Annotated in this window: 18 protein-coding genes; 2 read left to right on the forward strand and 16 right to left on the reverse strand. The window is 63.6% G+C overall.

What is annotated here, in order from left to right; all coding sequences use genetic code 11:
- Positions 1–22: 22 nt before the first annotated feature.
- The 8 genes from DBV14_RS00180 to DBV14_RS00215 form a co-directional block, all read right to left on the reverse strand.
- The gene (locus tag DBV14_RS00180) at positions 23–670 is read right to left on the reverse strand and encodes a response regulator transcription factor (RefSeq protein ID WP_124457176.1); all 648 of its coding nucleotides are present in this window, start codon (positions 668–670) and stop codon (positions 23–25) included.
- A 75-nt stretch (positions 671–745) separates the two neighbouring features.
- Positions 746–2476: a ShlB/FhaC/HecB family hemolysin secretion/activation protein gene (locus tag DBV14_RS00185; RefSeq protein WP_185545879.1), complete on the reverse strand. Its 1731-nt coding sequence runs from the start codon at positions 2474–2476 to the stop codon at positions 746–748.
- Between the two features lie 78 nt (positions 2477–2554).
- On the reverse strand, positions 2555–3145 hold the full coding sequence (locus DBV14_RS00190) for a hypothetical protein (protein WP_124457178.1): 591 nt from the start codon (positions 3143–3145) through the stop codon (positions 2555–2557).
- Between the two features lie 40 nt (positions 3146–3185).
- Positions 3186–3785, reverse strand: coding sequence for a hypothetical protein (locus DBV14_RS00195; RefSeq protein ID WP_124457179.1), 600 nt, complete (start codon positions 3783–3785; stop codon positions 3186–3188).
- Positions 3786–3804: 19 nt separating this feature from the next.
- Positions 3805–4293 (reverse strand): hypothetical protein, encoded by a 489-nt coding sequence (locus tag DBV14_RS00200; protein WP_124457180.1) that lies wholly within the window; start codon positions 4291–4293, stop codon positions 3805–3807.
- Positions 4294–4564: 271 nt separating this feature from the next.
- Positions 4565–5059, reverse strand: coding sequence for a hypothetical protein (locus tag DBV14_RS00205; protein ID WP_124457181.1), 495 nt, complete (start codon positions 5057–5059; stop codon positions 4565–4567).
- A 227-nt stretch (positions 5060–5286) separates the two neighbouring features.
- A complete protein-coding gene (locus tag DBV14_RS00210) occupies positions 5287–5499 on the reverse strand; it encodes a hypothetical protein (RefSeq protein WP_124457182.1) in 213 nt (70 codons plus the stop codon).
- A gap of 8 nt (positions 5500–5507) precedes the next feature.
- Complete coding sequence (locus DBV14_RS00215) at positions 5508–14471, reverse strand: hemagglutinin repeat-containing protein (protein WP_124457183.1); 8964 nt, start codon at positions 14469–14471, stop codon at positions 5508–5510.
- Positions 14472–14800: 329 nt separating this feature from the next.
- Between DBV14_RS00215 and DBV14_RS00220 the strand changes: the two genes are divergently transcribed.
- Positions 14801–16531 (forward strand): GMC family oxidoreductase, encoded by a 1731-nt coding sequence (locus DBV14_RS00220; protein ID WP_124457184.1) that lies wholly within the window; start codon positions 14801–14803, stop codon positions 16529–16531.
- On the opposite strand, the gene DBV14_RS00225 is transcribed toward DBV14_RS00220, so the two are convergent.
- The 8 genes from DBV14_RS00225 to DBV14_RS00260 all read right to left on the reverse strand — a co-directional run bounded on the left by DBV14_RS00225 (position 16428) and on the right by DBV14_RS00260 (position 23310).
- Positions 16428–17456, reverse strand: coding sequence for a LacI family DNA-binding transcriptional regulator (locus tag DBV14_RS00225; protein ID WP_124457185.1), 1029 nt, complete (start codon positions 17454–17456; stop codon positions 16428–16430). The genes DBV14_RS00220 and DBV14_RS00225 overlap by 104 nt on opposite strands.
- 124 nt (positions 17457–17580) lie before the next feature.
- Positions 17581–18561 carry a D-glycerate dehydrogenase gene (locus DBV14_RS00230; protein ID WP_124457186.1) on the reverse strand — a complete coding sequence of 327 codons (981 nt, stop codon included), beginning with the start codon at positions 18559–18561 and terminating at the stop codon, positions 17581–17583.
- Between the two features lie 5 nt (positions 18562–18566).
- Complete coding sequence (locus tag DBV14_RS00235; RefSeq protein ID WP_124457187.1) at positions 18567–19520, reverse strand: sugar kinase; 954 nt, start codon at positions 19518–19520, stop codon at positions 18567–18569.
- An 11-nt stretch (positions 19521–19531) separates the two neighbouring features.
- Positions 19532–20275 carry a sugar phosphate isomerase/epimerase gene (locus DBV14_RS00240; protein ID WP_124457188.1) on the reverse strand — a complete coding sequence of 248 codons (744 nt, stop codon included), beginning with the start codon at positions 20273–20275 and terminating at the stop codon, positions 19532–19534.
- Positions 20275–21057: an amino acid ABC transporter ATP-binding protein gene (locus DBV14_RS00245; protein ID WP_124457189.1), complete on the reverse strand. Its 783-nt coding sequence runs from the start codon at positions 21055–21057 to the stop codon at positions 20275–20277. Before DBV14_RS00245 ends, DBV14_RS00240 begins: the two co-directional genes overlap by 1 nt.
- Before the next feature lie 34 nt (positions 21058–21091).
- On the reverse strand, positions 21092–21889 hold the full coding sequence (locus DBV14_RS00250) for a transporter substrate-binding domain-containing protein (protein ID WP_093237085.1): 798 nt from the start codon (positions 21887–21889) through the stop codon (positions 21092–21094).
- 65 nt (positions 21890–21954) lie between these two features.
- On the reverse strand, positions 21955–22608 hold the full coding sequence (locus tag DBV14_RS00255; protein WP_124457190.1) for an amino acid ABC transporter permease: 654 nt from the start codon (positions 22606–22608) through the stop codon (positions 21955–21957).
- A gap of 30 nt (positions 22609–22638) precedes the next feature.
- On the reverse strand, positions 22639–23310 hold the full coding sequence (locus DBV14_RS00260; RefSeq protein ID WP_124457191.1) for an amino acid ABC transporter permease: 672 nt from the start codon (positions 23308–23310) through the stop codon (positions 22639–22641).
- 133 nt (positions 23311–23443) lie between these two features.
- Between DBV14_RS00260 and DBV14_RS00265 the strand changes: the two genes are divergently transcribed.
- Positions 23444–25147 carry a hypothetical protein gene (locus DBV14_RS00265; RefSeq protein ID WP_124457192.1) on the forward strand — a complete coding sequence of 568 codons (1704 nt, stop codon included), beginning with the start codon at positions 23444–23446 and terminating at the stop codon, positions 25145–25147.
- The last annotated feature ends 39 nt before the right edge of the window (positions 25148–25186 follow it).

Consider the following 25186-nt stretch of genomic DNA (forward strand, 5'->3'; position numbering starts at 1 on the left):
GCGCGCGTCACCTCCCCTTCGTTCAGCGCGGCTTGCCCAGCAACCCGGCGCGCCGCGCCACCATCGCGGCCTGTGTGCGGTTCGATACGCCGAGCGCGCCAAAGATCGCCGAGATGTGCGCCTTCACCGTCTTCTCGGTCGTGCTCAGGCGCTCGGCGATCTGCGCATTGCGCAAGCCTTCGCACAGCAGGTGCAGCACCTCGGTCTGGCGCGAAGTGAGCTCGCTCAAGCCGTCCACCGGCGTCGACAGCACCGGCATCGGCGACGCACCCTGCGGCGACGGCTGCACCACGTTCTGCTCGCCGGCGATCACGCGGCGCAGCGCATGCAGCAGTTGCTGGCTGTCGGCCGACTTGTGGACGAAGCCCTGCGCGCCCGCTTCGAGCGCGGTCTCGATGTCGTGCGGATCTTCAGAGGCCGACAGCACCAGGATGCGCAGGCCGCCGCGGCGCCGCTGCAGCTGCTTCACCAGCGCGGCACCGCCCAGGTCGGGCAGGTAGTAGTCGGTCATCACCGCATCGAGCCGCGGCAGCGTGGCCAGCGCATCGAGAGCTTCGCTGCCGCTGCTGGCGGTTTCGATCCGCATCGAAGGCTCGGCCTCGCGCAGCGCAAGGAAAAGACCTTCGCGAAACATCGCGTGGTCGTCGATCAACAGAATCGTGGGGGACATGCGCCGATTCTGTCTCGAAAGACGGGGAAGTCGGAAAAGGAGGCGCAGGCATGAGCCTGGAGCCAGCCCGATGACTCAGAAGCTCGCGTTGAGATTGAAGCCCAGCGTGGCCTTCGCCGTGCGGTAGCCCTCGGGCTTGCTGATCGGCGCGCCGACGAAGAAGTCGTAGCTCAGCTTGCTCCACTGGCCTCGAACGCCGACGACCGCGCCCGCCAGGCTGCGGCCGAGAAGATCGGCGGTCGAGCGGCCACCGACGTGGCCGTAGTCCATGCCCGCATACAGCTCGGCGCCGCTCTGGCCTGCACCCCAAGGTATGGCCCAGCCGATGTCGTTGCGCAGCAGCCAGCCACGCTCGCCCATCAGGCTCGTCTCGCCATCGAAGCCGCGCACCGTGTAGCGCCCGCCGATGGAAAAGCGGTCTTGCGGCGTGAGTGGTGTGCGATTCCATTGCGCCCGGATCAGGCCCGAGTAGCGCATCTTCTGCTCGCCCAGTTTGAACGGTGCATTGAGGCTGATGTCCGCCGTGTACAGCTTCAGGCGCGAGGTGCCCTCGCCGAACTCTTCTTCCGGCGCGGCGCGCGAGCCGAAGCCGCCCGTGCCGCGCTTGTAGGCCAGCGTGCCTTCGAGCGTCGCGTCGCCGATGAACTCCTTGTGGTTCAGGCTGAACTCCAGCCCACCGACCACGCGGTGCTGCACCTCGACTTCGGTGTCGTCCACAAAGTTGCGCGACTCGCGGCGCCAGCCCTTGACCGCCACCGTCGTCTTGCGCTGCTGGTCGCGATACAGCAGGCGCGAGAGCTTGATCTCGGCGTTGTTGCTCTTGCCCGCGTACACGTAGTCCTGGTTCAGGCCCGCCACGCTCTGGTGGTACTGGCTGTTGGAGGCAGTGAAGGCCAGCAGCCAGTAGCCGTACGGCAGCGAGTAGTGAACCGTCTGGCCCTCGGTGCCCTTGGCCGGGTCGCCGAAGACGTGGTTGTTGATGCTGTGGTTGGCGCTGACGTAGAACAGATCGTTCAGGCCGAAGGGGTTGTCCAGCGACAGCGTGGCGCCCGATTGGTAGCGGCCCGTGGCCTCGGTGCCACTGTCGTCCAGGCTGAAGGTCAGGCGCCACTTCTTGGATTGAACGTACTTGACGACGAGGTCGCTGTCGCCGGGCTTGGCGTCGGGGGCGGTCGAAGGTTCGATCTGGATGTCGGCTTCAGCGGTGGGGGTGCGCTTGAGGTTTTCCAGGCCTTGCTCGATGTCTCGCAGGTTCAGTAGATCGCCGGGGCGTGCGGGGATGGCTGTGGCCAGCAAGGCGGAGCTGCCAAGCAAGGTTGATGATGAGTCGGCGGTCGTGCGGATGGCTGCGATTCGGCCGGGGACGAGTGACAGGGTCAGGGTGCCGGTTGACAGGTCTTGGGGCGCGGCGAGGACGCGGGTCGTGACGTAGCCGCGGGCGATGGCAGCTTGCTGGGCGCGCGCCAGAACCACATTGACGCCGGCTGTGCCGAGGCAGCGGCCGATGGGGGAGTCGTTGCCATCTGGGCCTGACAGATCGGCGACGGTCCATTGGAAGGATTCGGATTGTTCGCCGACAAGGAGGATGCGGTCGATGCGAAAGCAGGGGGACTCGGACTCGGGGATGCGTTGGGTAGGAGCCGGGGGCGCAGTTTGTGGACGCTGATCAACTGCGCGCTCGTTCTGCTCGCGCAGGGCGCGTTCGCGTTCCTGCTGGCGCTGTTGCTCGACGAAAGGTTGCGGGGTCGTCGGCGTCTGCTGGGCGAGCGCCAACAAAGGACCGGCCGCTGCTGCGGCGACCAGCAGGTGATATTTCAAATGGAACTCCCTCTTTCTTATTTCTTATTTCTTGGCCCTTACCCGCATGGGTTCGGCCGCCTGCGTTCAGCGCGATGGTGCGGGGCAATCCAGAACGGCCTGCGTTGGAACAGGCACTGGCGCATCTCGGTCGGTTGCATCCATGACGTTCAAGCTGCAAGCTGGCTTGCTACCCCATACGAACTCGACGATGTAGGCGTGTCCATCCCGTGGCGTGAACTTCGCGGTGACCGGACCGCAATTGCCGGTGCGATAGCCAGAGCCGGTGCCATCCGCCCAGGAGCCGTAGCCGCGTACCTGGATCGGCTCCCCGGACTTGGCCTCATGAACGAGATACGGCTCCGTCCTGCGGCCACGCTGCACCGCATTGGCTATCCAGGGGTACACGATGCCGCGACCTGCATCGGCCACATGCCCCAGGGAAGTGAAGCCCTGGCAGGCTTGCGCCGAGGTGCTGACGGAGAAGTGCGCTGGATAGCCCGATCCGGCGGAACGCAATATGAGCTTGGCAGTGCCGGGCTCGACATCGGGCAACTCGTTGTAGCCGTTGTTGGCACGGATGTCCGCCAGTGCAGCTTCGGGATTGATGTCACGGTAGGCGCATGCCGAGAGCATCGCGACGGCAATGGCGGGAAAAAGAATCCCGGAGTGTTTCATTCACGCAGTCATATTGAGTGGTGCAGCGCCTTGTTTGCGATCAGCGCTTGAATTCGACCGCGCGGATCGCTGACGGTTTGCCCGAAAAGCCGCTCACCGAGCCATCGGCGCCAAAGAGGACATCCACCGGTTCATCTTCCTGTGTCGTCCAGTAGCGCCATGCACTGGCATTCAGCTCTTTCGTGTCGTTGCGCGATGGATAGCTCAAAGACATCAGAACCTGAGGGCGTGTCATGCCGACCACGACTTTGCCCGAGTAGACAGCCTTCTGCACCTCTGGGCTCCAGGTTGCGAGCGCCACCTTGGGGTCTGTGGAAACGACGATTTGACGAATCCAGCGAAGTGCCCCTTCCTTGTTGCGCACTTCGTCATCACGCAACGAGATGTAGTCACCGCCAACAGTGCCGTAGGCGTAGCGGTCACGTTTCATGGTGTCGATCACCACGGGCTCGCCGACAGGAATGATGGGGCCGCCCAGCATGTTTGCGCTGGAGACCCAGCCATAGTCAGGACGAAGATTGCAGCAGGTGTAGCCAGTGATGGGTGGGGTGAGCTTGGTAGCGCAACCGGACATGAAAACACCAACAGCCAAGACGCCAACGGCGTTACGGCAAAGCGACGAGATATGTGACAGCTTCATTTTTCTCTTCTAAAAATTATTATTCGAAATTTTCTTTCAACAAACGAACCAAGTCTCCTCCTTTTCCGAAATGTTCAATGAACAACAATGAAAATTCGTCTATAGCCTGCGCCAAGGCAGTTCCGTTAGAAATTCCTGTGCCTCTGGCATCAATGCCATGCTCGTCATCGGGATGTTCAATCGCAAATTGGAATAATTCCGAGATAACAAACTCCTTTGAAGAATTTTCTTCAAACGGATATTCGAGACTTTGCAATTTTATTTTGTAGAGCTTGATTTCCTCCTGGATTTTTCTTACATCCTCGAGGGAAATCTTTCGACTTTGGCAAGATCGAACAATGTCAAGCCATTCGCCTGCCTCAGTGGTGAAACTTTTCTCCATTACCAGCAATTCAAGCGCAGACAACAAAAAGCAATGATATTGATTACATCTATTTTCGCCATTTAGTATTTTTAAATTTTTAGTACAACCAATGAACAAATCGCGACCGGCCGCGTCATTCTTCATAGTGTCATTCTCAAGGCTTGCCATTTCGCCGTGCTGTTTGATCTAAATTATCCATGCGCCTGACACCTAATCCAGCGCTCGCACGCGACAACGAAGGAGTCAAGAAAATCATCAACGCCCATCCAAACATATGCACCCGATTGAGTTTCACCTACTTTTTCCATTGGAAGCCGGAGCCTTATCCCAGCGCGCCATGATCATCTGTGTGACCACTCGGCCACGACCACCTTCCTTCCACGTGTCATGGGTGGCCTGTTCGCCTGCCCTAACATCAAGCTGATTTCATTTTTCGCAATTGCTCAGTAATCTCTGCCGCTTGAGGAAATTTCCCAGAACTCAAGTTCTGCTGAAACCATTTTTTCAATCTTTGGCAAACATCAATAAATTCAAAATCCCTCATCCACTTGGGATCGGTCAGTAGCCAGCCATTGTTCTTCAAAATAAGGCAGCTAGTACTAATTCTCCGAGCATCAGGGTGGACTGCTTCGACCTGCACTTCAGCACTCCTCCAAGCACTCCAATAATCGTCTAGATAATATTGAAGGCCAATGTAAACAGACGGGGCCTTTACACCTTCGGGGAGAAATATCAGATCTTCCTCCGGCCCCTCCCCAAATCTACCTCTAGATAAAATGTAGTTGAAGTCTTGAGATACGAAATTGGCTTCCCCGTCGACCTCTCTCTTCTCAAATCCCAATTTCGTTAAAAAGTTAAACTCCACCGCCGCATACGCGTGAGAATCAAAAATTAGCGTTTTGTCTGTCATGGTTCTAAAACGACCGGCTATGGCAAACACTGCGGGTGGTTAGACGACTGGCGCGTCCGCGTCATACGCGCGCATGAAGGGATACGGGTCTTCGTACTTCTTCAAGGGCCGGATCGGCAACCACTCCCTCGGGATATGGCGTATCGATTTCAACCTCATACCCTGCTCGCCAGGCAATCTTGGCGTACATCGTCGCGTCGGGTTCTAGTCTTACCCTCTGCTCCCAATTAACACTGGGACGGAGGTTCCGCTTGAGTCCCGCGAGGGCGATCCGCGGCCTCTACATCTGTGAGCGAGACAATAATTTCTTTCCCATATTTCTCTTCAAGAAAAACCTTTGCCTCCTCACGATCGCAAGCAAAAAATGTCTCATGCACGCCGGGCTCGTTTGAATCCTTCTTCCACACAATCGCAACGTACTCTTTAAGCTTCTTTTCCATTCACCACCTCACTTTTTGAGACATGCAGCACTATTACAGAAACCACCAACCGTAGTGTCTGGCCCCTGCGTCAGAGCTTTGATTTGTTGAGGGGTCAAGTCTGGGTAGTTGTAGACCTTCACGCCCGGAATGCTTCCGAATTTGTCTACATCATCAAGGTACATGGAGCGATCTACCTTCAAGGAGCCGTCGGCACTTCCATGTACCCCACTGATGATGTTGATGTTCTTGCCTTGCATCAATTCGCTATTCACGATAGTTGCAAAGTCTCTTTGACTAATGTCTCCAGTTGAAGTCCATACTCTCCCGCCAGCTCCGTTTTCCGTAACTGAAAAAATGCCACCGTGCTTTGAAAGCCCTCGTGAAATTTCCATCGGTATGGACGGTTGCGTAGCCTCCCCCAGCGCCCCATACACCCTCACCGCAGCCATGCCCGCACCCGAGGTAGCAAACGCGCAGTTGGTTCCCGGCACGCAACTGCCCATCGCTTGCGCCTCGCCCAGCAACTGCTGACCGACCAGAACCAGCGCCTTCAGATCATTGTCGGTGGCGCTGTCCTGCAATTTTCGAAGGGCGTTGTAGTTATCGCCAATGCACTGCGTCGTGCCGCAACTCAGCGCCTGATTGATGGCGCTACTGACGTTGTCGCTGGTCGGCCCCGTGGTGTTTTGCAGATACTGCTTGAACTGGCCATTCGCGACGTTCAGCGCAATCTGGTTGGCCACTCGGATGCCATCTTTATTCTGCAGATCCTGGATGGCGTTGACCGCCTCGTTGGTGGTCATGCCGAGAGCGCCTCCCGCATACTTGGCCAGTTGGGTGTTGCTGGCCCAGAGGGCGTCGCTGCCCTCCTGAATGGTCTTGGCCAGCTGGTCGCAGTTCTCCTTGCAGTTGAGGAAGGCGGCGCTTTGCACTGCGCTGATGCCAGCGTAGCTATTGAGGATTGCGTTGCGCTGGTCCTGGTTGCTGGCACCCGCCAGCGCGGCCATCATGCCCTTGACTTGTGTGCTGGTCAGATAATTGTTAGTGGTGGCATCGAATGCACTGGCTGCGCCGGCACCGCCGCCCGTGGCCGCACCTAGTGCTGTGCTGACGGCCGTGACAAGCCCATCTTGCACAGACTGCGGCAGATTCAACTGACCCATGACATTGGCGATGGTGGTGATGGACGCTTGACTGACGCCTGCACCCAACGCACCGCCGACGCCACCGCCAAGCGCGCCGACCAGCATGTGCATGGCTACTCGGTTGGTGCCACTTTCTGCCCAATCATTGGCCTGCTGTTGCCACTGGTCGGTGGTTTTCCCGTCGTAGGTCCCGTCGGGCGAGTTGGCCGCCAAGGCCGCGTTCGTCATGCCCGTCTTGTATTTTTCGTTGGCATAGACACCCACGGCTTGCCCAGCCTGGCTGCTGAATTGCTGCGTGAGCTGCGCTTGCGCTTGAACGTTCTTGATGATGTCCTTGGTGTTCCAGTCCTTGATCAACGTACCGGCGCTGCTGGCATCTCCGGTCCTTACGCCCTGGTCACCCGCAATGCCCGAGATGCCCGAGCCGGTGACACTGTTTTGGCTGTTGCCGCTGTAGCTGCCCACGCCAGCGCCACCGGTGGGCGTACTACCGCTCACACCCTTCGGAACCGACCATGACGACGTCATGTCCTTGGCCGGGGCCGTGTCTGTGGCGGCTGTCGGTGCAGTGGTGTATCCGATGCCCACGCCACCACTAGCGGAATAGCTGCTGCCACTGGACCGGCTGACGTTCTGCAGATCGCTCAGCGTAAGCGTCCCACCCGTGCTGAAGCTGTTCTTCTTGTCATCAATCGCTGCTTGCGTGCTCTCGATGACAGCGCCCTTCAGATCGGTGTTGCCTGCCACCTTCACGTCGAAGCCACCGTCCCCCGTCTTGATGCCGGACTGCACGGCCGGGCTCACGAACAGGCCGTCGGCCTTGGCCCCTGCCGCACTCGCGCTGGCCGTGGCAACGATGCCGTAGCAGATCGGCGGTATGCACAAGCTGAGGTTGAAGCCCGAGCTGCTCTGGCGCGACTGCCCGATGCTCACATCCTGCAGGCTCTCGATGTTGAGGTTGCCGCCCACATCGGCTGTGACACGGTTGGCTTCAATGATGCCTCCGCGCACGTTCAAGTCACCGCCCGAACTGATGCTCACAGCCTTGCCGCCGCTGACCTGCGTGGCGTTGTAGCTGATGTCGTTCTGGTTGTCGCGTCCCTGGCCATTGCTCACGCCCAACTGGATGCTGAAGCCGGTCTGTGCACCCGCCCCGAAGGTGACGCCGACGTTGGCACCGTGGCTGACGTTCCGGCCGACCGTCATGCTTTCGTTCTTGCTGGCTTCCAGCGTGACATCGTTGTCCGCCGCCAGATGGACGGTGTCGCCCGCCGCGATGGTCGAGCCGGTGACGCGGATGTTGGAGTCCTTGCCGTCACCGGTCGCAACGATGTTGACGTTGTTGGCGCCCACGATGCCCGAGCCCACCGCCTCCTTGCTGGTGGTGATGCTGGTGCTCTGGCTGGTGTTGCGGCTGACGTTGACACTCACGCCATAGCTCAGCGGCCCCGTACCGCCGATGGCCTGCACAGCGTCGTAGGCGTTCTTGCCGCTCATGGCAAGGTTGATCGCCCCCAAGGCCTGCATGCGGCCATCGCCACCCGTGTCGCCCACTGCCTTGACGGTGTTGACAGCCCCCTGGATGTTGTTGGTGCTGATCCCCGCGAAGTTGGCGCTGCCACCCATGATGCTGCTGGCGCTTTTGTCCATGGTCACCGACATGGACGTGTTGAACGCCTCGTTGATGACGACTTTTTTCGCGAGGATGTTCACGTCGCCGCCGACCGGGGTGCCATCTACAGTGCCACCTTGCCCCGACGCCATCACGCTGCTGGCGGTCTGGCGATATGTGTTGCCGGCCACCATGGTGACATTGCCTTGCAGGCTTGCAACCTGGCTGGCCTGCTGTGTCGTGGTGGTGGTCGCGTTCGCTTGCGAGCCCTTGATATTGCCGACGGCCGGGTTGTACCAGGTGCCGATCATGCCGGTTTTGCCGTTCGCGTCGTAGCTGCTCTCCACGTTGGTGTTCTGCGCGCTCTCGATGGTGAGATTGCGCACGGCCAGCATGGTGATGTCTTTGTCGGCAACGATGGTCGCCGCCTGCACGGTCGTATCGCGACCGCTCACAGTCTGCAGGCTGCCGGCCGAGATGCTGGTGCCAATGGCGTCGGTGCGACTGTTCGCGTTGGCGCTCGTGCTGGACTTGCTGCCCATCACGTCGGCGCCACCCGGCGTGTCCGGCCCCATGGACATGCCGATATGGTTGGCAAGACTGGTTGCGCTGGTCTTGCTTTGCTTGGCGTGCATTTCCTGCGTTTCCTGATTGGCCGTTGTCAGGTTGATGTCGCGCCCGGCCGACAGGCTTGTGGCTTCGTCCGCACGAAGCTGCGCGGCCTGAAGGTTGATGTCGTTGCCGGCCACCAGCGCCATGCTCTTGCCGCTCAGGCTGCTGGAGAGGACATCCGTGATGCTGCTGCTATTGAAGGTGCTGGCGCTTGTCTCTTTCAGCAAGCTCTTGGACGACGTCTGGGTGGCCGTGGCGACGCTGGAGGTGGCTTGGCCCGCCGTCAGATTGACGTTGTGGGTGGCTGTGGCAATCAGTGCGCCGTCCACGCTCGCGACAGCCCCCGCACGGATGTTCAAGTCGTTGCCGGCGATCAAGCGCACACTGTCTTGCCCCTGAATGACCGAGCCTACTTCGCGACTTTCGAAGGCGGCTGCCGCAATGCCCTTGCCCGCAACGACGGAACTGCGATCTTCCGTGACTGTGCCCAGGTTGATGTTACGCGCCGCTCCCACTGCAACCGATCCGGCGCTGACGAGCGCGGCAGCGATCAGGTTGGTATCGCGTCCCGCTGAAACGATCAGCAGGCCACCGGGGTTGGTGATGTACACGCCCGCCACCTGATCTATGTCGGTACGCGAAATGCCCGCCTGCGTCGTCGTCTGGATGTTGATGTCGCGCCCAGCCGTGAGTACCGCCGCATCGCGTGCGGTGATGCTGCCACCGATGTTGTTCAGGTCGTTGGTTGCATCGATGGCAACGCTTCCACCGGCGATGCGTCCTCCCAGGTTGTTGACATTCTGGGCATTGATGGACACCAGGGTGCGCCCGGCGATGGTGCCGGTGTTGACCAGGTCGCCCGCGTTCTTGATGACGACGGCATCGGCACTCAAGAGAGCGCCCGAACCATCGATGTCCCCCGGTCGAACACGCACATAGACCTGGGGCACCAGGGCCTGCTGGGTACTGCCGTCGGGCAAGGTCACGGTCTGCTCGACCAGCCAGACGATGTCGCTGGTCAGTTGTGCCATCTGCGCGGCCGACAAGCCGATGCCCGGACGCAGGCCGTATTCCTTGGCGAAGATCACACCCGCATTCATCAACGCGATGTACTCGTCGTCATCGCTGCGGAACCCGTCAAGAAAGCGGTAGCCCGTGAGCTGTGCCACCTGCTCGCGGATGAGCTTCTGTTCATAGAAACCGTCGCCCAGGCGCTTGAGGGTGGTGTTCGGGTCCTGGCCGAGATTGTTCAGCAGATAGTCGCTGCTGAGCCAGTTGCGATAACCCGCAAAGCGGGGATCGGTTTCTATCAGGTAGTGGCTGCCGGCATCGGAGCGAACATTGAACAGGCTGGCCCTGGGGACGGTGACGTTGGGCACGCTGGTGCGCACGACCATGGGACTGGTTTGTGCGGCACCGAACTTGGCCGCAACCTGAACGATGGTGGCCGGCCCGGAATTTATCCCGCCAATGCCGCCGGCGTTGGGCCCCACGTTGACGCTCGAGGCCGCATCCAGTGCCTTGCCGCTCACGGTGTTGAGGTTGGTGTCGTACTTGTACGCGCCCAGCGAGATGGTGATTGCCTTCGTGCTGCCGGGCACCGGAGGCCCCACTTCGTTCTTGTCGTTGACCACGGTGGCCGTGCCGAGCGCCATGCTGCTCTGGCCCGTCATTTGCGAGGACACATAGGGACCGCCGGTGGCCAAGCCGCCCGCCTGTACCTGGCTGTTCTCGTTCAGGAAACGACCGGAGACGGTGATGTCGCCCGCCGCGGCCATGCGTGCCGGATCGACGTTCTTGGCGGTGTCTTGCGTCTTGACGGCAAGCGCGGTCCATCGGCCGTAGCCACCCGTGCCGAGAAGCTTTTCAGTGCCATCAGGATTCTTCAGGAACATCATCCGATTGATGCGGTCCAGGCGCACCTGGTCCGCGAAATAGAAGCCTGCGCTTCCGCTTGTCGGGGCGTATGGTGCGTAGGTCACGAGCACACCGGTCTCGATCACCGGTGTCCCCGGTTCGATGTGAACGTCGCGGTTGTTGACGCTGGCCATGGATATGGACATGCTCCCCAGCGACTCGATGTCGGCGCTCAGGTTGTTGAGCACGCTGCCCTGGCCGATAGCCTTTCGGTTGGCATCCAGGGTGGCGCCGATGCGCATCGCCTTGTCGCCTGTACCGCCACTGAAGATGAGCGAGTGCTCGCGGTTGTTGATGGTGTCCGCGCCGATGTTCAAGGTGTTGCGCGCGGCAATGGTGCCCGCCTTGTTCGCACCATTGGCCGTCTCGGCATCGTTGTCGAGCGTACCGGTGGCAATCGACAAGTCGTCGCCATAGATGCGGCCCGTGCCGATGTTCTTCACCGCACCCGTATTGATCTGCGTGGCAGCCTTGCTGTCGATCAGGCCGCGGTTGGTCAACGTTCCGCCGGCGTTGACGCTCGTGTCGGTGCCCGACATCTCCGCGTTGGCTACGTTGCGGATGTCGCCGCCGCCCACGGTGAGCGTCAGGCCGGCCAGCAGTTTGCCGTTGTTGGTAAGCGTGCCGGTGGTGGTGTAGCTCAAGTTCCCGTTGGCGGCCACTTCGGCGTTGTTGGTGGCGTCGCCCACCAGCGCGACACCCAGGTCGTTGGCCGAAACGAGCTTGCCGCCGTTGGTGAAGCTTTTTGCGTCGACGGTTACGCCGCCGAATCCTTCGGTCTGCACCTTGCCGTCCGCGCCACGCACTGCGGCTGTACCACCGGCCAGCGTGCCACCCGTGTTCACAACGCTCAGCGTCTTGGCGGCAGGGCTCGCACGGTTTGGATCGACGATGTTCAACGTGTCGCCGGCGGAGATCAGGCCGTTCACGTTGGAGACGCTGCCGCCGCTGGTGATCCTGGCATTGACATCGGCACGGATGGCCCCTGTGCCGTTGTTCAGGTTGCCAACGGCCAGGTCCACGTTCTTGCCCTCGATGCCCTGGTCTTTGCCCTGTGTATTCGTGTTGCCGATGGTTGCGGCGTTCAGGGTCGTCTTGCCAAGGGAGCGGATGAGGCCGCCCGCGTTCTGGATGTCGCCGGCGTTGATTGAGAGATCGCCCACCGCCTGGGTCTGCCCCCCGCTGTTGTCGTACCTCGCACCGTGCGTGTCCACCGCCAGGCTGTCGCCGAAGACCTGGCCCGCGACATTGCTCATGCCGCCGTTGGACAGGGTGGTTTTTCCGCCGGCCTGCAGGGTGCCGCCGTCGTTGATGGTCTGGCCCGTGGTCGTGATATTCAGGTCGCCCTTGACCGCCGCCAATGTCCCACCGGTGGAGTCCAGGCTTGCGGCGTCGATGCTGGTCTTGCCGTTGGCGGCCAGCGTACCCTGGATGTTGGAAACCGCACCAGCGGCCTTCACCTGGAGTGCGCCTGGCGTGGTGACCTTGGCGTAGTTCGTGGCAACGTTGCCTTGGGTGGCAGTGATGGTGATGCTTGCGGCGCTGGTCTTGCTGCTCGACAAGTCGACGCTGGCGCCTTGCAAGATGGCATCGCCGGCGGCGACGTTGATGCCATTGGCGACCAGCGCACCCGTGGAGGTGACGCGCAAATCGCCCACGCCGCCGAGTTGACCGTCCGCCTGCACGCCTGCGCCGAGCACGCCGGTACTGCCGCTTTGCACGCTGCCGGCCGCGACGGTTAAATGGCGGCCTGCCGTGATGCTCCCGTCGCTGCTCAGCGCGCCGCCAACAGCGATGCTGGCGTCGTTGCCGGCACGCAAGCTACCGCTACTGGAAAGCGAGGCGGCCTGAACATTCAGGTCCACTGCCGCATCGACGGAGCCACCGCTGCCGTTGATGAATTCATTGGTCACCGCGAGCCGCACACCGGCCTGTGCCGACTGGATGCTGCCTTGGGTGTTTTGCAGCGAGCTGGTGCTCAGCGTCAGCGCCTGGTTGGAAGCCAGGGTGCCACTGTTGTTGATGGTGGCTCCGGCCACGTTCGCAGTCAGCGCGCCTGCGGCCGCTATCGAGCCGCGTGTGTTCTCCACCTTGCCGCCGACCGCGAAGTTGGCATCGGTGGCGCTGGTCAACGTCCCATCGGTGTTGATCAGGTCGCCACTGGTAGCGATGCTCAGGCTGCCTGCATTCAGCTTGCCACCCGTGTTGTTCAGTTGGCCCACATTGGCGCTGAAGCTGTTGCTGACATTCAGGGTGCCGCCCGCGTTGCTGAAGTTCGGACCAGTGACCGCCATGGTGGCCACCGACAGAGTGCCGCCAGCGTTGTTGATCTGGGGCGTTTGCAGCGCGATGGGACCGCCAGCGAGTATCTTCCCGGCGTCGTTCAGGATGGCACCCATCGCCGTGATGGTGCCGGGCGATGCAGGAATGAATGGAGCCGGCGCTGGTGCAGCGGTGAAGCCGCTGGGGCCGGAACCAGACCCAGCTCCGGCGACGGACGTGCTCGGCGTGGTGGTCGTGCCACCTGCGCCTGTGCCCGCGCCTCCGCTCACACTCGCCGTGGGCGCGGGCACAGACTCAACGCCGACAACACCGCCATTCGTGTTCGACAACGTCGGTGACGTGATCGTGAGTCCGATGCTGCTGGTCTGTCGGATCGTCCCGCCACGGTTGTCGAGATCACCCGCACTGGCGATTTCGATTCGCGTGCCTTCAAGGGTGCCGGTGTTCAGGAGCTGGCCCGCGGAAGTGACGATCAGGTTGCCATTGCTCGCGCCGATGCTGCCCGCGTTTCGCACACCGAGACCCGCCTCGGTGCCCACCAGGAAAATATGGTTGGCATACATCCCGCCAAGCTGCGAAACATCCAGCGCAAAGGTGGGCACACTGCCCGCGCCGGCTATAGGGGTCACGTTCGCGTGGTCGGCACTGATGGTGTTCGCACCCACGACCACCTTGAGGTCCGTTGCATAGATCGCCGCGTTGACCTGCACCGCCCGCGCCAGAATGGCTGCGTAGTCGGTCTTGCCTAAATCCAGGCCCGCGCCGTCGATGCTGACAGTGCCGCCTCGCACGACATACGAATCCAGACCGCCGAATGAATTGAACTGCGGCGTGCCCGTTGTAAGCGTGACGCGATTGGCGTTGATGAACGACCCCCCATTCACGGCAATGCCCGACGGGTTGGCCAGGATGAACTCCGCCCGCTGGCCTGCAATTTCCACAGGCCCGTTGATGTACGAAGGGTTGCTCGAGTTGACCTCGTTCAGGATGACTCGCGCGGGGCCCGTTGCCAGGAATGGGTTCGATTGAATGAAACCGCCCAATTGGCTCTGCACGACGCCACGTGAGTTGTTGACGATGACGCCACGGCCCGAGACGTCGAATTGCAGGTACTGGTTCCTGGAGACGCCGGCCGCGCTGGGCGTCATGGGGTTGATGACCGGAATTCCGTTCGGCGCCACGAGGATCGTCGGGCGCATGCCCGCAGGGGCCATCGGATTGGCAACGATCTGGGCTTGACCAGGCAACGCGACCAGCGCGCCGAAGAGAACCGCCGCGGCTGCCGCCTTCGCAGGGACGGTTGCACCTGAGCCGCCCGTTTCCTTGGACGCTCCTCTGCCGGTGCTGTTGGCGACCTCATGAACGACGACCCGCATGGCACGTACGGCGCTCCAGATCACCCGGTTGAAATTCTTGTTCATCGCGCTCTTCTCCCTGGCCGCTCGACGTGACAGCAAGGCACGGCGCAACAGGCGACATGCTGAATCACCGACTCAGCGTCGACGGGGGGCGATTGTCTGGACGCAAAGGTGAGGGAAATGTCAACTAGATGTGTTGCCCCCAGATTCGCACCGGAAGCGTTACTTACCTCACACACCCGTGGCGCACGCACCACCTCCCCCCAGCCAATGAATACCTTCGACCAGAGGGAAAACGCCAAGCCCCACTTGCGCGTTCATTCCTAAAGTCGGACTCGCCCGGCACGACGCAGGCAGCCGCACCGGCAACAACAACCGAAGGAAGACGCGCCATGGAGTTCGACTACGTGATCGTGGGTGGAGGTTCGGGCGGCGCCACGCTGGCGTCGCGGCTCAGCGAAGACCCGGCCGTGACGGTCTGCCTGGTCGAGGCCGGTGGCGACGGCCGGGGCATCCTGGTGCGCGCGCCGGCGGGCACGGTGGCCATGCTGCCGGGCCGCCCGCCCATCAACAACTACGCCTACCAGACGGTGCCGCAGCCGGGCCTGAACGGGCGCCGCGGCTACCAGCCGCGCGGCCGCTGCCTGGGCGGCTCCAGCGCGATCAACGCCATGCTCTACGTGCGCGGCCACCGCGACGACTACGACGACTGGGAGCGTGCGGGCTGCGCGGGCTGGTCGTTCGCCGACGTGCTGCCCTGGTTCAAGCGCGCCGAAGGCAACCAGCGCGGCGCGAGCAGCCTGCACGGTGCCGACGGCCCGCTGCAGGTGTCGGAACAGCAAAGCCCGCGCGCCATCAGCGAGGCTTTCGTGCGGGCCGCCATGGAGTGCGGCATTCCGCGCAACGACGACTTCAACGGCCCCGAGCAGGAAGGCGCCGGCCTGTACCAGGTCACGCAGTTCCACGGCGGCCCGAAGAACGGCGAACGCTGCTCGGCCGCGGCGGCGTACCTGCATCCGGTGATGGACAAGCGCCCCAACCTCACGGTGCTGACGGGCACGCAGGCCCTGCGCGTGGTGCTCGAAGGCCGGCGCGCCGTGGGCGTGGCCGTGCGGCGCGGCGGCAACAACAACGAGACCATTCGCGCACGCCGCGAAGTGGCGCTGTGCGGCGGCGCCTTCAACTCGCCGCAGTTGCTGATGCTCTCGGGCATCGGCGACCCGGCCGAGCTGGGCCGCCATGGCATTGCCGTGCAGCACGCGCTGCCGGGCGTGGGCCAGAACCTGCAGGACCACACCGATTTCATCCTGGCCTACAAATCGAAAGACACCGACCTGTTCGGCATCGGCCTGGTCGGCGGCGTGCACCTGGTGCAGGCGATGCTCGAGTGGCGCAAGCGCGGCACGGGCCTCATTGCCACGCCATTCGCCGAGGGCGGCGCGTTCATCAAGTCGTCGCCCGAATTGCGCCGACCCGACCTGCAGTTGCACTTCGTCATCGCGATCACCGACGACCATGCGCGCAAGCTGCATGGGGGCTTCGGCTTCTCATGCCATGTGTGCGTGCTGCGCCCCAAGGGCCGAGGCGACGTGCGTCTGGTCGATGCCAGCCCCGACTCGGCGCCGCGCATCGACCCGCGCTTCCTGTCGGATGCGGAAGACATGGCGCTGCTGCTGCAGGGCGTGAAGAAGACGCGCGAGATCCTGCGTGCACCGGCCCTCGAAAAGTACCGGCACAGCGAGGTCTACACGGCCGACGCCCACACCGACGAAGAGCTCACGCAGCACATCCGCTCGCGCGCCGACACCATCTACCACCCGGTGGGCACCTGCAAGATGGGCGTCGATGCAATGGCGGTGGTCGATGCGCAGTTGCGCGTGCACGGCATCGCGGGCCTGCGCGTGGTCGATGCCTCGGTCATGCCGACGCTGATCGGCGGCAACACCAACGCGCCGACGATCATGATGGCCGAGCGCGCAGCCGACTGGATGCACGGGCCGGTCTCCTTCTGGCAGCCGGCTACTGAAGCGGCTGAGACGAGCCCCGCACCACCAGCTCACCCGGCAGCAGCAGCTGGCGCGGCGCTGCATCCAGACCCCGCAGCCGTTCGATCAGGCACGTAGCGGCCGTGCGGCCGATGGCATCGGTGGGCTGTGCCACGGTGCTCAGGCCGGGGCCGATCAGCGAGGCCCATTCGGGATCGTCGAAGCCGACGAAGCCCAGGTCGTTGCCGAACTGCCAGCCCAGCCGTGCCATGGCCTGCGCCACGCGCAAGGTGACCACGGCATTGCCGGCCACCACCGCCGCGCGGCGGCCGCGCCTGGCACGCTGGCGCAAGGCGCGCAGTGCGTCGTCGAGCGCATCGCTGCCGCCTTCGACGCATTCGAATATCTCGCCCGCCACGCGCGGCTCGTGCGCGGCCACGCAGGCGCCGAAAGCCGCGGTACGTTCGCGCCGCGAGCTCACGCCCTTCTGCGGTTCGGTGACGTACAGCAGCTCGCGGTAACCGCCATCGACAAGGTGGCCGCAGGTGTCTTTCATGGCCGCGTGGTTGTCGAGCGAGACGAAGTCGGTGTGCATGCCGGTGTGCCGTCGGTCGACCAGCACCGCGGGCTTGCCGTGCAGCGTGACCGCATCGACCACGTTGCTGCCGCGCCCCAGCGTGTTGAGAATGAAGCCGTCGACCTGGTAGCCCGCCAGCGCGTCGATGGCCTCGCGCTCGCGCTCGCTTTCGTTGCCGAGGTTGAACAGCATCACGAGGTAGCCCGCGTCCTGGCAGGCCTTCTCGGCGCCGCGCAACACCGCAACCGAATACGGGTTGGTGATGTCGGCCACGATCAATCCGATGAGCCGCGAGCGGCCATGGCTCAACGCCTGCGCCATCGGGCTCGGCGAATACTGCAGCGCCGCGATGGCGACCTCGACGCGCGCGGCGATGTCGGGGCTCAGCAGCCGCTCGCGGTGGTTGAGAAAGCGCGAGACGGTGGCTTTGGAAACACCGGCGGCCTCGGCGACGTCTGCAATGGTGGCGCGGCCGGTCGGCTTCATGGTCTTGCTCCTTCCCCTCCCGGGGGAAGGTTGGGATGGGGGCAGGCAGAGCGCCCAGTGGATGCGCCGCTTGCCCCCACCCCTGCCCTCCCCCTGCGGGGGAGAGAGAAAGACATGCGCGATCTCATGCGGCAGCCGTGTCGTACGGCGCGGTCGGCTTCTCGCCGGCCAGCACCTGCAGCAGGTTGGTCGTCGCCAGTTCGGCCATGGCATGCCGCGTCTCGTGCGTGGCCGAGCCGATGTGCGGCAGCGGCGTCACGCGCGGGTGCGTGCGCAAGGGCGAATCGACCGGCAGCGGCTCTTTCGCGAACACGTCGAGGCCGGCCGCGCGCAGCGTGCCGTGGTCCAGCGCATGCAGCAGCGCGTCTTCATTCACGGTGGCGCCGCGGCCACCATTGATGAAGGCGGCACCCGGCTTCATGCGGGCGAAGAAGGCGGCGTCGATCATGCCGCGCGTGGCGTCGGTCAGCGGCAGCATCGCCAGCACGATGTCCGCGCGGGCGAGCAGGTCGTCCAGCGGCGTGTGGCTGGCGCGGCCCTGCAGCTCGGGCGCCTGCGCGGCCAGGTCAACCGGGCGGCGTGCGTGATACAGCACCGGCATGCCGAAGCCCAGCGCGGCGCGGCGCGCCACGGCCTGGCCGATGCGGCCGAAACCGAGAATGCCGAGCGTCTTGCCATGCACGTCGGTGCCGAAGAGTTCTTCGCCGATATTTTTCGTCCACCGGCCTTCGCGCACAAGATTCGACAGCTCGACCACGCGGCGCTGCGTGGCCATCAATATCGCGAACACGGTGTCGGCCACCGTTTCAGTCAGCACGTCGGGCGTGTGGCACAGCACGATGCCGCGCTTGTGCAGTTCGGCCAGCGGATAGTTGTCGACGCCGACCGACACGCTCGAAATGACCTGCAACTGCGGCGCCGCGTCGAGCAGCGCGGCATCGACCGTGTGGCTCGAACCGATCAACCCGTTCGCGTTGGCAAGCGCGGCGGCAAAGGCCTCAGGCTCCTTGCGCGGATCGGCCACGGTGACGTTATGCGCGGCCTGCAGGCGCGCCAGCTGGTCTTCGGGCAGGGGCCGGAAAACAAGAACATTCTTCTTCGCCATGGTCTTCAGAGCCCCGCTTCTTCGAGTTCGGCGCGCGTAGGCAGCCCTTCGGTGTCGCCCAGCACCTGCACGGCACGCGCGCCGATCCAGGCGCCGCGGCGCACGGCGTCGGGCACGCTCCTGCCTTCGAGCAAGGCGCTGACCACGCCGGCCGCGAAGCCGTCGCCCGCGCCCACGGTGTCGATCACTTCCTTCACCGGGAAGCCATCGATGCGGCCTGTGCCGGCCACGTCGCTGTCGTAGTAGGCACCCTCGGCGCCGAGCTTGACCACCACCAGCTTCGCGCCGCGCTCGCGGTAGAAGCGCGCCACGTCTTCGGGTTGCGTATGGCCGGTGAGCAGCAGGCCTTCTTCGATGCCGGGCAGCACCCAGTCGGCACGCGAAGCAAGTTCGTTGACCCAGTGCCGCATGGTCTCGGTCGATGACCAGAGCGTGGGCCGCAGGTTGGTGTCGAACGAGATGGTGCGGCCGGCCGCGCGCATCACGTCCATGGTCTTCAGCGAAGCCTGCAGGCTGGTATCGGAGATGGCGGCGAACACGCCGGTGGCGTGCAGGTGGCGTGCCGATCGCAGCCAGGCTTCGTCGACGTCGGCCGGGCCCATCTGGCTCGCGGCGGAGCCCTTGCGGTGGTATTCGATGGGTGGATCGCTGCCGTCGGTGACGCGGCCCTTGAACTGGAAGCCGGTGCGTTGCGTGGCGTCGCAGATCACGTGCGAGCAATCGATGCCCTCGCCGCGCATGGTCGCAATGAGCGAGCGGCCCATCGAGTCGGTGCCCAGGCGGCTGGCCCAGCCCACCTTCAGGCCGAGGCGCGACAGGCCGATGGCCACGTTGGTCTCGGCGCCGGCGGTGCGCTTGTGGAACGCCTGCGCGTTTTCCAGCGGGCCCGGCCGGTCGGCCACGAGCAGCATCATGGCTTCGCCGAACAGGGCGACATCGAAAGCGGTGGGTTCTGTCATGGAATGCGTTTCTACGCGCGAGCGGCGCGGATGAAGTCGATCTGCGCGCGGGTGACGGCCAGCAGGTCGTCGCCCACGAGCGGGTATTCGATGGCGTGCGGCACGTCGGCCGGCAGTGCGCGCAGCACCGCGCGCCACGGCGCGACCGAGTCGCCCAGCGGCACTGCCACCCACTTGTGCGGCAGGCGCTGCGCGCCCTTGCAATGCACGTAGCGCACGCGGCTGCCGAGCGCCTGCGCGGCCTGCAGCGGGCATTCGCCGAGCCAGTGCCAGTTGCCCATGTCGAAGGTCATGCCGAGCTCGACACCGGCGCGGTCGGCCACTTCGAAGAAGGTCTGCAATGCGGCGAGCGTGCCGGCGCGCACGGTCTGGTCGTTCTCGATCACCAGTTCGACGCGTGTCTGCGACAGCTCGACCTTCAAGCCCCACAGCGAACCATGCGATGAAGCCTGGAAGTCACCGATGGACATCTTCAGCCGCTTCGCACCCACGCGCGTGGCAGCGGCAATGCCGCGCTTGAGCGCGGCGCTGTCGAGCCAGCCGCCTTCGGCCCACAGGCCCTCCGGGCTGGAGTACACGGATGCAAGGCCGTTCAGCGCAGGCAGTTCGGCATCGGCGTCGCGCAGCATCTCGCCGCGCACTTCCACCGAATCGGCACCGGCCGCGCGGGCCAGCTGCGAACACCAGAGCTGGCCGTGCCGCCCCACCTCGGCCGCGCCGAAGGACGACAGGGAAATCAGCAGCTCGAAGGACATCAGTGGCCTTGGTGCGAGCTGAGGATCTGGCCAAGGAACTGGCGCGTGCGCTCGTCCTTGGGGTTGCCGAAGAATTCCTCCGGCGGCGCCTGCTCGACGATCTTGCCTTCGGCCATGAAGATCACGCGGTCGGCCACGCTGCGGGCAAAGCCCATTTCGTGCGTCACGCACAGCATGGTCATGCCGTCTTCGGCCAGGCCGATCATGGTGTCGAGCACTTCCTTGACCATCTCGGGGTCGAGCGCCGAAGTGGGCTCGTCGAACAGCATGATCTTGGGCGCCATGCACAACGCGCGCGCAATGGCCACGCGCTGCTGCTGGCCGCCCGAGAGCTGGCTCGGGTACTTGTTGGCCTGCTCCGGGATGCGCACGCGGGTGAGGTACTTCATGGCCACCTCTTCCGCCTGCGCCTTGGTCATGCCGCGCGAGCGCATCGGCGCCAGCGTGCAGTTCTCCAGAATGGTGAGGTGCGGGAACAGGTTGAACTGCTGGAACACCATGCCGACTTCGGCGCGCACCGCATCCACGTTCTTGCCGCCGGCCGTGAGGTCGATGCCATCGACCACGATGCGGCCCTTCTGCACCGTCTCCAGGCGGTTGATGCAGCGGATGAGCGTCGACTTGCCCGAGCCCGACGGGCCACAGATCACGATGCGCTCGCCCTGGCGCACCGACAGGTCGATGCCCGTGAGGACCTGGAATTCACCGTACCACTTGTTGACCGCTTCCATGCGGATGATGGCATCCGTGGGGGAGGCGGCGGTTGTGACTGCGTCCGTCATGCTTTGGGGTTCCGTCGTCGACTCGGTGCTGGGCTCAGTTCATCTTCGGCAGGTCGACCTGCAGCCACTTCTGGTAGAGCTTGTTCAGCTCGCCATTGGCGGTGTTCTTCTGCACGAAGTCGTTCACCGCCTTGTGCAGCTCTTCCTGGCCGGGGCGCATCGCGATGCCCATCGATTGCTGCACCAGCGTGAACTTGTTTTCGTAGGTGTTGGCGGGCACGCGCTTGGCGATCTGCGCAGCCACGGTGACCGAGCAGCCGATGGCGTCGACCTGGCCCGAGATGAGCGCCTGCATGGCCGATGCGTCGTCGTCGAAGCGGCGGATTTCGGTGCCTTCGGGTGCGGCCTTGGTCACGGCCACGTCTTGCGTCGACGCGCGGGCCACGCCCACGCGCAGGCCCTTCAGGTCGGCTGCCGCCTTGATGGGGGTCTTGCTCGCGCCGTACAGCACGATGGTCGCGGCCGCGTAGGGCTGCGAGAACTGAACCTGCTTCGAACGCTCGGGCGTGATGGCCAGCGAAGCCACCAGCACGTCGACCTTGTTGGTCAGCAGGAAGGGAATGCGGTTCGGGCCGGTCACCGGCACGATGTTGGCCTTGACGCCCCAGTCCTTGGCCAGCAGCTTGGCCACGTCGGCGTCGTAGCCGTCGGGCTGGTTCTTGGCGTCGGTGGTGCCGTAGGGCGGAAAGTCGACCAGCATGCCGATGGTGATCTCGCCCTTCTTCTTGATGTCGGCCACGGACTGTGCCGAGGCGAAGGGTGCGAACACGGTAAGTGCGGCGCCGAGGCCCAGGGCTGCGATGGCAGCGCGGCGGGTGGTGGTAACGGTCATTGGATGTGTCTCCTGAATAAAGAAAGGAAGCGACGAGAAAAAAGAAAAGCGAAAAATGAAAAGGGTCAGCGTGCCAGCGCGCGGGCGCGCTTGCGCTCCATGCGGGCGGCCAGCAAAGAGAGCGGCCAGCAGATCGCGAAGTAGATGGCGGCCACCACCGAGAACACGATCAGCGGCTGGAAGGTGGCGTTGTTGATGATCTGCCCGGCGCGCGTGATCTCGGTGAAGCCGATGATGGCCGCGAGCGACGTGCCCTTGATGATCTGCACCAGGTAGCCCACCGTGGGCGCCAGCGCGATCTTGAAGGCCTGCGGCAGCACCACGTCGCGCATGCGGGCCGTGTACTTCAGGCTCAGCGCCTCGGCCGCTTCCCACTGGCCGCGCGGAATGGCCTCGATGCAGCCACGCCAGATTTCGCCGAGGAAGGCCGCGCTGTTCAAAATGAGCGCCACGCCCGCGGCAATCCACGGGTTGATGTCCAGCCCCAGCACCGGCGCACCGAAGAAGATCAGAAACAGCTGCAGCAGCAGCGGCGTGCCCTGGAAGATCTGGATGAAGGTGGTCGAGGCGGCACGCGCGGCCGTCGACTCGGAGGTGCGCATGAGCGCAATGATCAACCCCAGGACGGCACCGCCGACGAAGGCGATGGCCGAGAGCGCCAGCGTCCACTGGGCCGCTTCGAGGATGAAAAGAAACTCGGGAAAACCGAAGGTACGCATGATGGTTCTTGCTCCGTCCGTGGCCTGTGGTTACCGGCGGTCCGGGTAGTTGAGCGTGCGCTTGTAGATCAGCTTGAACATGGCCGAGAAGGCCAGTGCCAGCGCCAGGTAGATGGCGGCCACCACGATGTAGATCTCGAAGCTGCGGAAGGTTTGCGACTGCAGGTTGGCGGCCACCGAGGTCAGGTCGTCGGCCGAGATGACCGACACCACGGCCGAGCTGAGCATCAGAAGGATGAACTGGCTGGTCAGCGCCGGGTAGATGGCCTTCAGCGCGGGCTTGATGATCACGAAGCGGAAGATTTCCCAGGGCTTGAGGTTCAGCGCCCTGCCCGCTTCGATCTGCCCCTTGGGAATCGACTCGATGCCCGCGCGGATGATTTCCGTGGCGTAGGCACCCAGGTTCACCACCATGGCCACCAGCGCGGCCGTCTGCGGCGACCAGCGCAGCCCGATGGCTGGCAGCGCGAAGAAGAAAAAGAACAGCTGCACCAGGAACGGCGTGTTGCGGATCACCTCGATGTAGGCATTCACGAGAAAGCGCAGCCAGCCCGGCCCCGAGGTCTTGCCCCAGGCGCAAAAAATGGCGACCACCAGCCCCAGCACCGTGGCAATGAGCGAGAGCTGGATGGTGATCCAGGTGCCCTTGAGCAACAGCGGCCAGGCGGCAAGGACGGCGTCGAATTGAAACTGGTAGTTCATGGTGGAGCGACCGCGAATGGCCACGTGCATGCTTCAAAAGCAATGCTTGCAGCTTATATGAAACCGGTTTCAGGCCAACTTAGGGATTCCCCTAGGTGGGCGTTTTGTCTCACCTTCTGCCTACACTTCCGCGATGCTGAACCCACCCGCGGCCACCCTCCCCACGGAGGCGGACACGCCCCTGCCGGGCGCTCCCACCGTGCAGCATTTCAGGCAGGCACTGCTCTGGCCGCTGCGGCTCATGCCCGCACCGGACGCCAAGCCCTCGCACCACGGGCCCTGGCATGTGCTGCGCGAGATGGGCGATGCCTCGCCGTGGCGCGAAGAGGTCGACGAATACACCGGCGACAGCAGCCGCTTTCATGAGCGGCACTACAACGAGTTCGTGAGCTTCCTGCCGTACGTGCAGCGCTTTCTTTATGGCGAAGGCCGCTCGCGGAACAGCCAGGACGACTCGGCCTCGGGCACCGACGGCGATTCGCCGATGCGCATCTTTCGCCGCAAGGACATCGCGGCGGTGCGGCTGGTGGCGCAGCCCGGCGATGCGCCCGTCACGCTCGACGTGGTTCATTGCGACCTGTACTTCTTCTTCGACATCGACGTGGTGCTACTGAACCTGGAGGTCGGCGCCAACAACCTGAGCCTTGCGCAGGCGCAAGACATCCTCTACCGCTTCGGGCGTGCCTACCCGGCCGGCTGGAACCCCGACGGCTCGGCGCTGCATTGCATGGCGAGCGTCGAATGGCTGGCCGCCGATGGCCGCGTGCTCGCAAGCTCCGACGCGCAGCAGCGCGAGAGTTTTCTGTCGCATGTGGCGCAGCACCGCGCGCCGCGCATCTCGTCGCACTGGGCCTTCCTGATGCAGCCGCTGGTGAGCGACCACTCGGAAGACCCGGGCGTGCTGCGGTACAGGCAGATCGAGTACTACCGGATGCCGGTGATGGCCTACCTGTCGCTGGACGACCCGCGCCGCCTGACGCGCGACGACTTCGTGCGGCTCGCGCTGGTGACCGGTGCGGGCACGCCCGATGCGCACCTGCCCTACGCGGACCTCCACCTTGCGGACTTCGAGCACAAGTACTGCTACGACCGCTTCTGGGTCAACGCGGGCGCGGCGCCGAACACGCGCTACCTGTGCAACGGCCACGCGCTGATCGTGGTGGGCGATGCGCATTCGGAGTTCTTCTGCTGCCGCGACCGCGGCGTGCTGGCGCAGTTCAGGCACCAGCACTTTTTGTTGTTCCTGATTGCGCACTTCCAGAAAGCTTCGCTGCTGATGTTCTCGGACCAGCTGGTCGAGGCATTGAAGAAGCTCGACATCCGCAGCACGCCGAGCGTGAAGCAGTTCAAGCGCGCGATTCGTGCGAGCTTCGAGCGCTTCTTGCGTTTCACGCACCGCTACTGGTTCCACGAAATTTCCGAGCAGGCGCAGGTGCGCGCGCTGTCGCACATGTGCGCCACGCACCTGGGGCTGGATCCGCTGTACGACGAGGTGAAGGCGCGCATCGCGGACATGAACACGTACCTGGACGCAGACAGCCTTCGGCGCCAGGCGAGCACTGTGGTGCGGCTGACGGTGGTGACGTTGTTCGGCCTGATCGGCACGGTCACGACGGGGTTCCTGGGCATGAACCTGCTGGCCGAAGCGGATGCGCCGTTGTGGCGCAAGGCACTGTGGTTCGGCGTGGTGTTCATCCTGACGACGTGGCTGACGATCTACACAATGGTGAAGTCGCAAAAGCTGTCGGACTTCATCGATGCGCTGTCGAACGACCGGCTGGGGTTTCGCGGGAAGATGGCGGCTCTGGCGCGGGTTTGGCGGGCTGGGGCGGACTGATCTTGCATGTTGAGGTTGTGTTGTTCAGGGCGACGCCCA

This window comes from Variovorax sp. KBW07, assembly GCF_003852515.1.
Taxonomy (GTDB): Bacteria; Pseudomonadota; Gammaproteobacteria; order Burkholderiales; family Burkholderiaceae_C; genus Variovorax.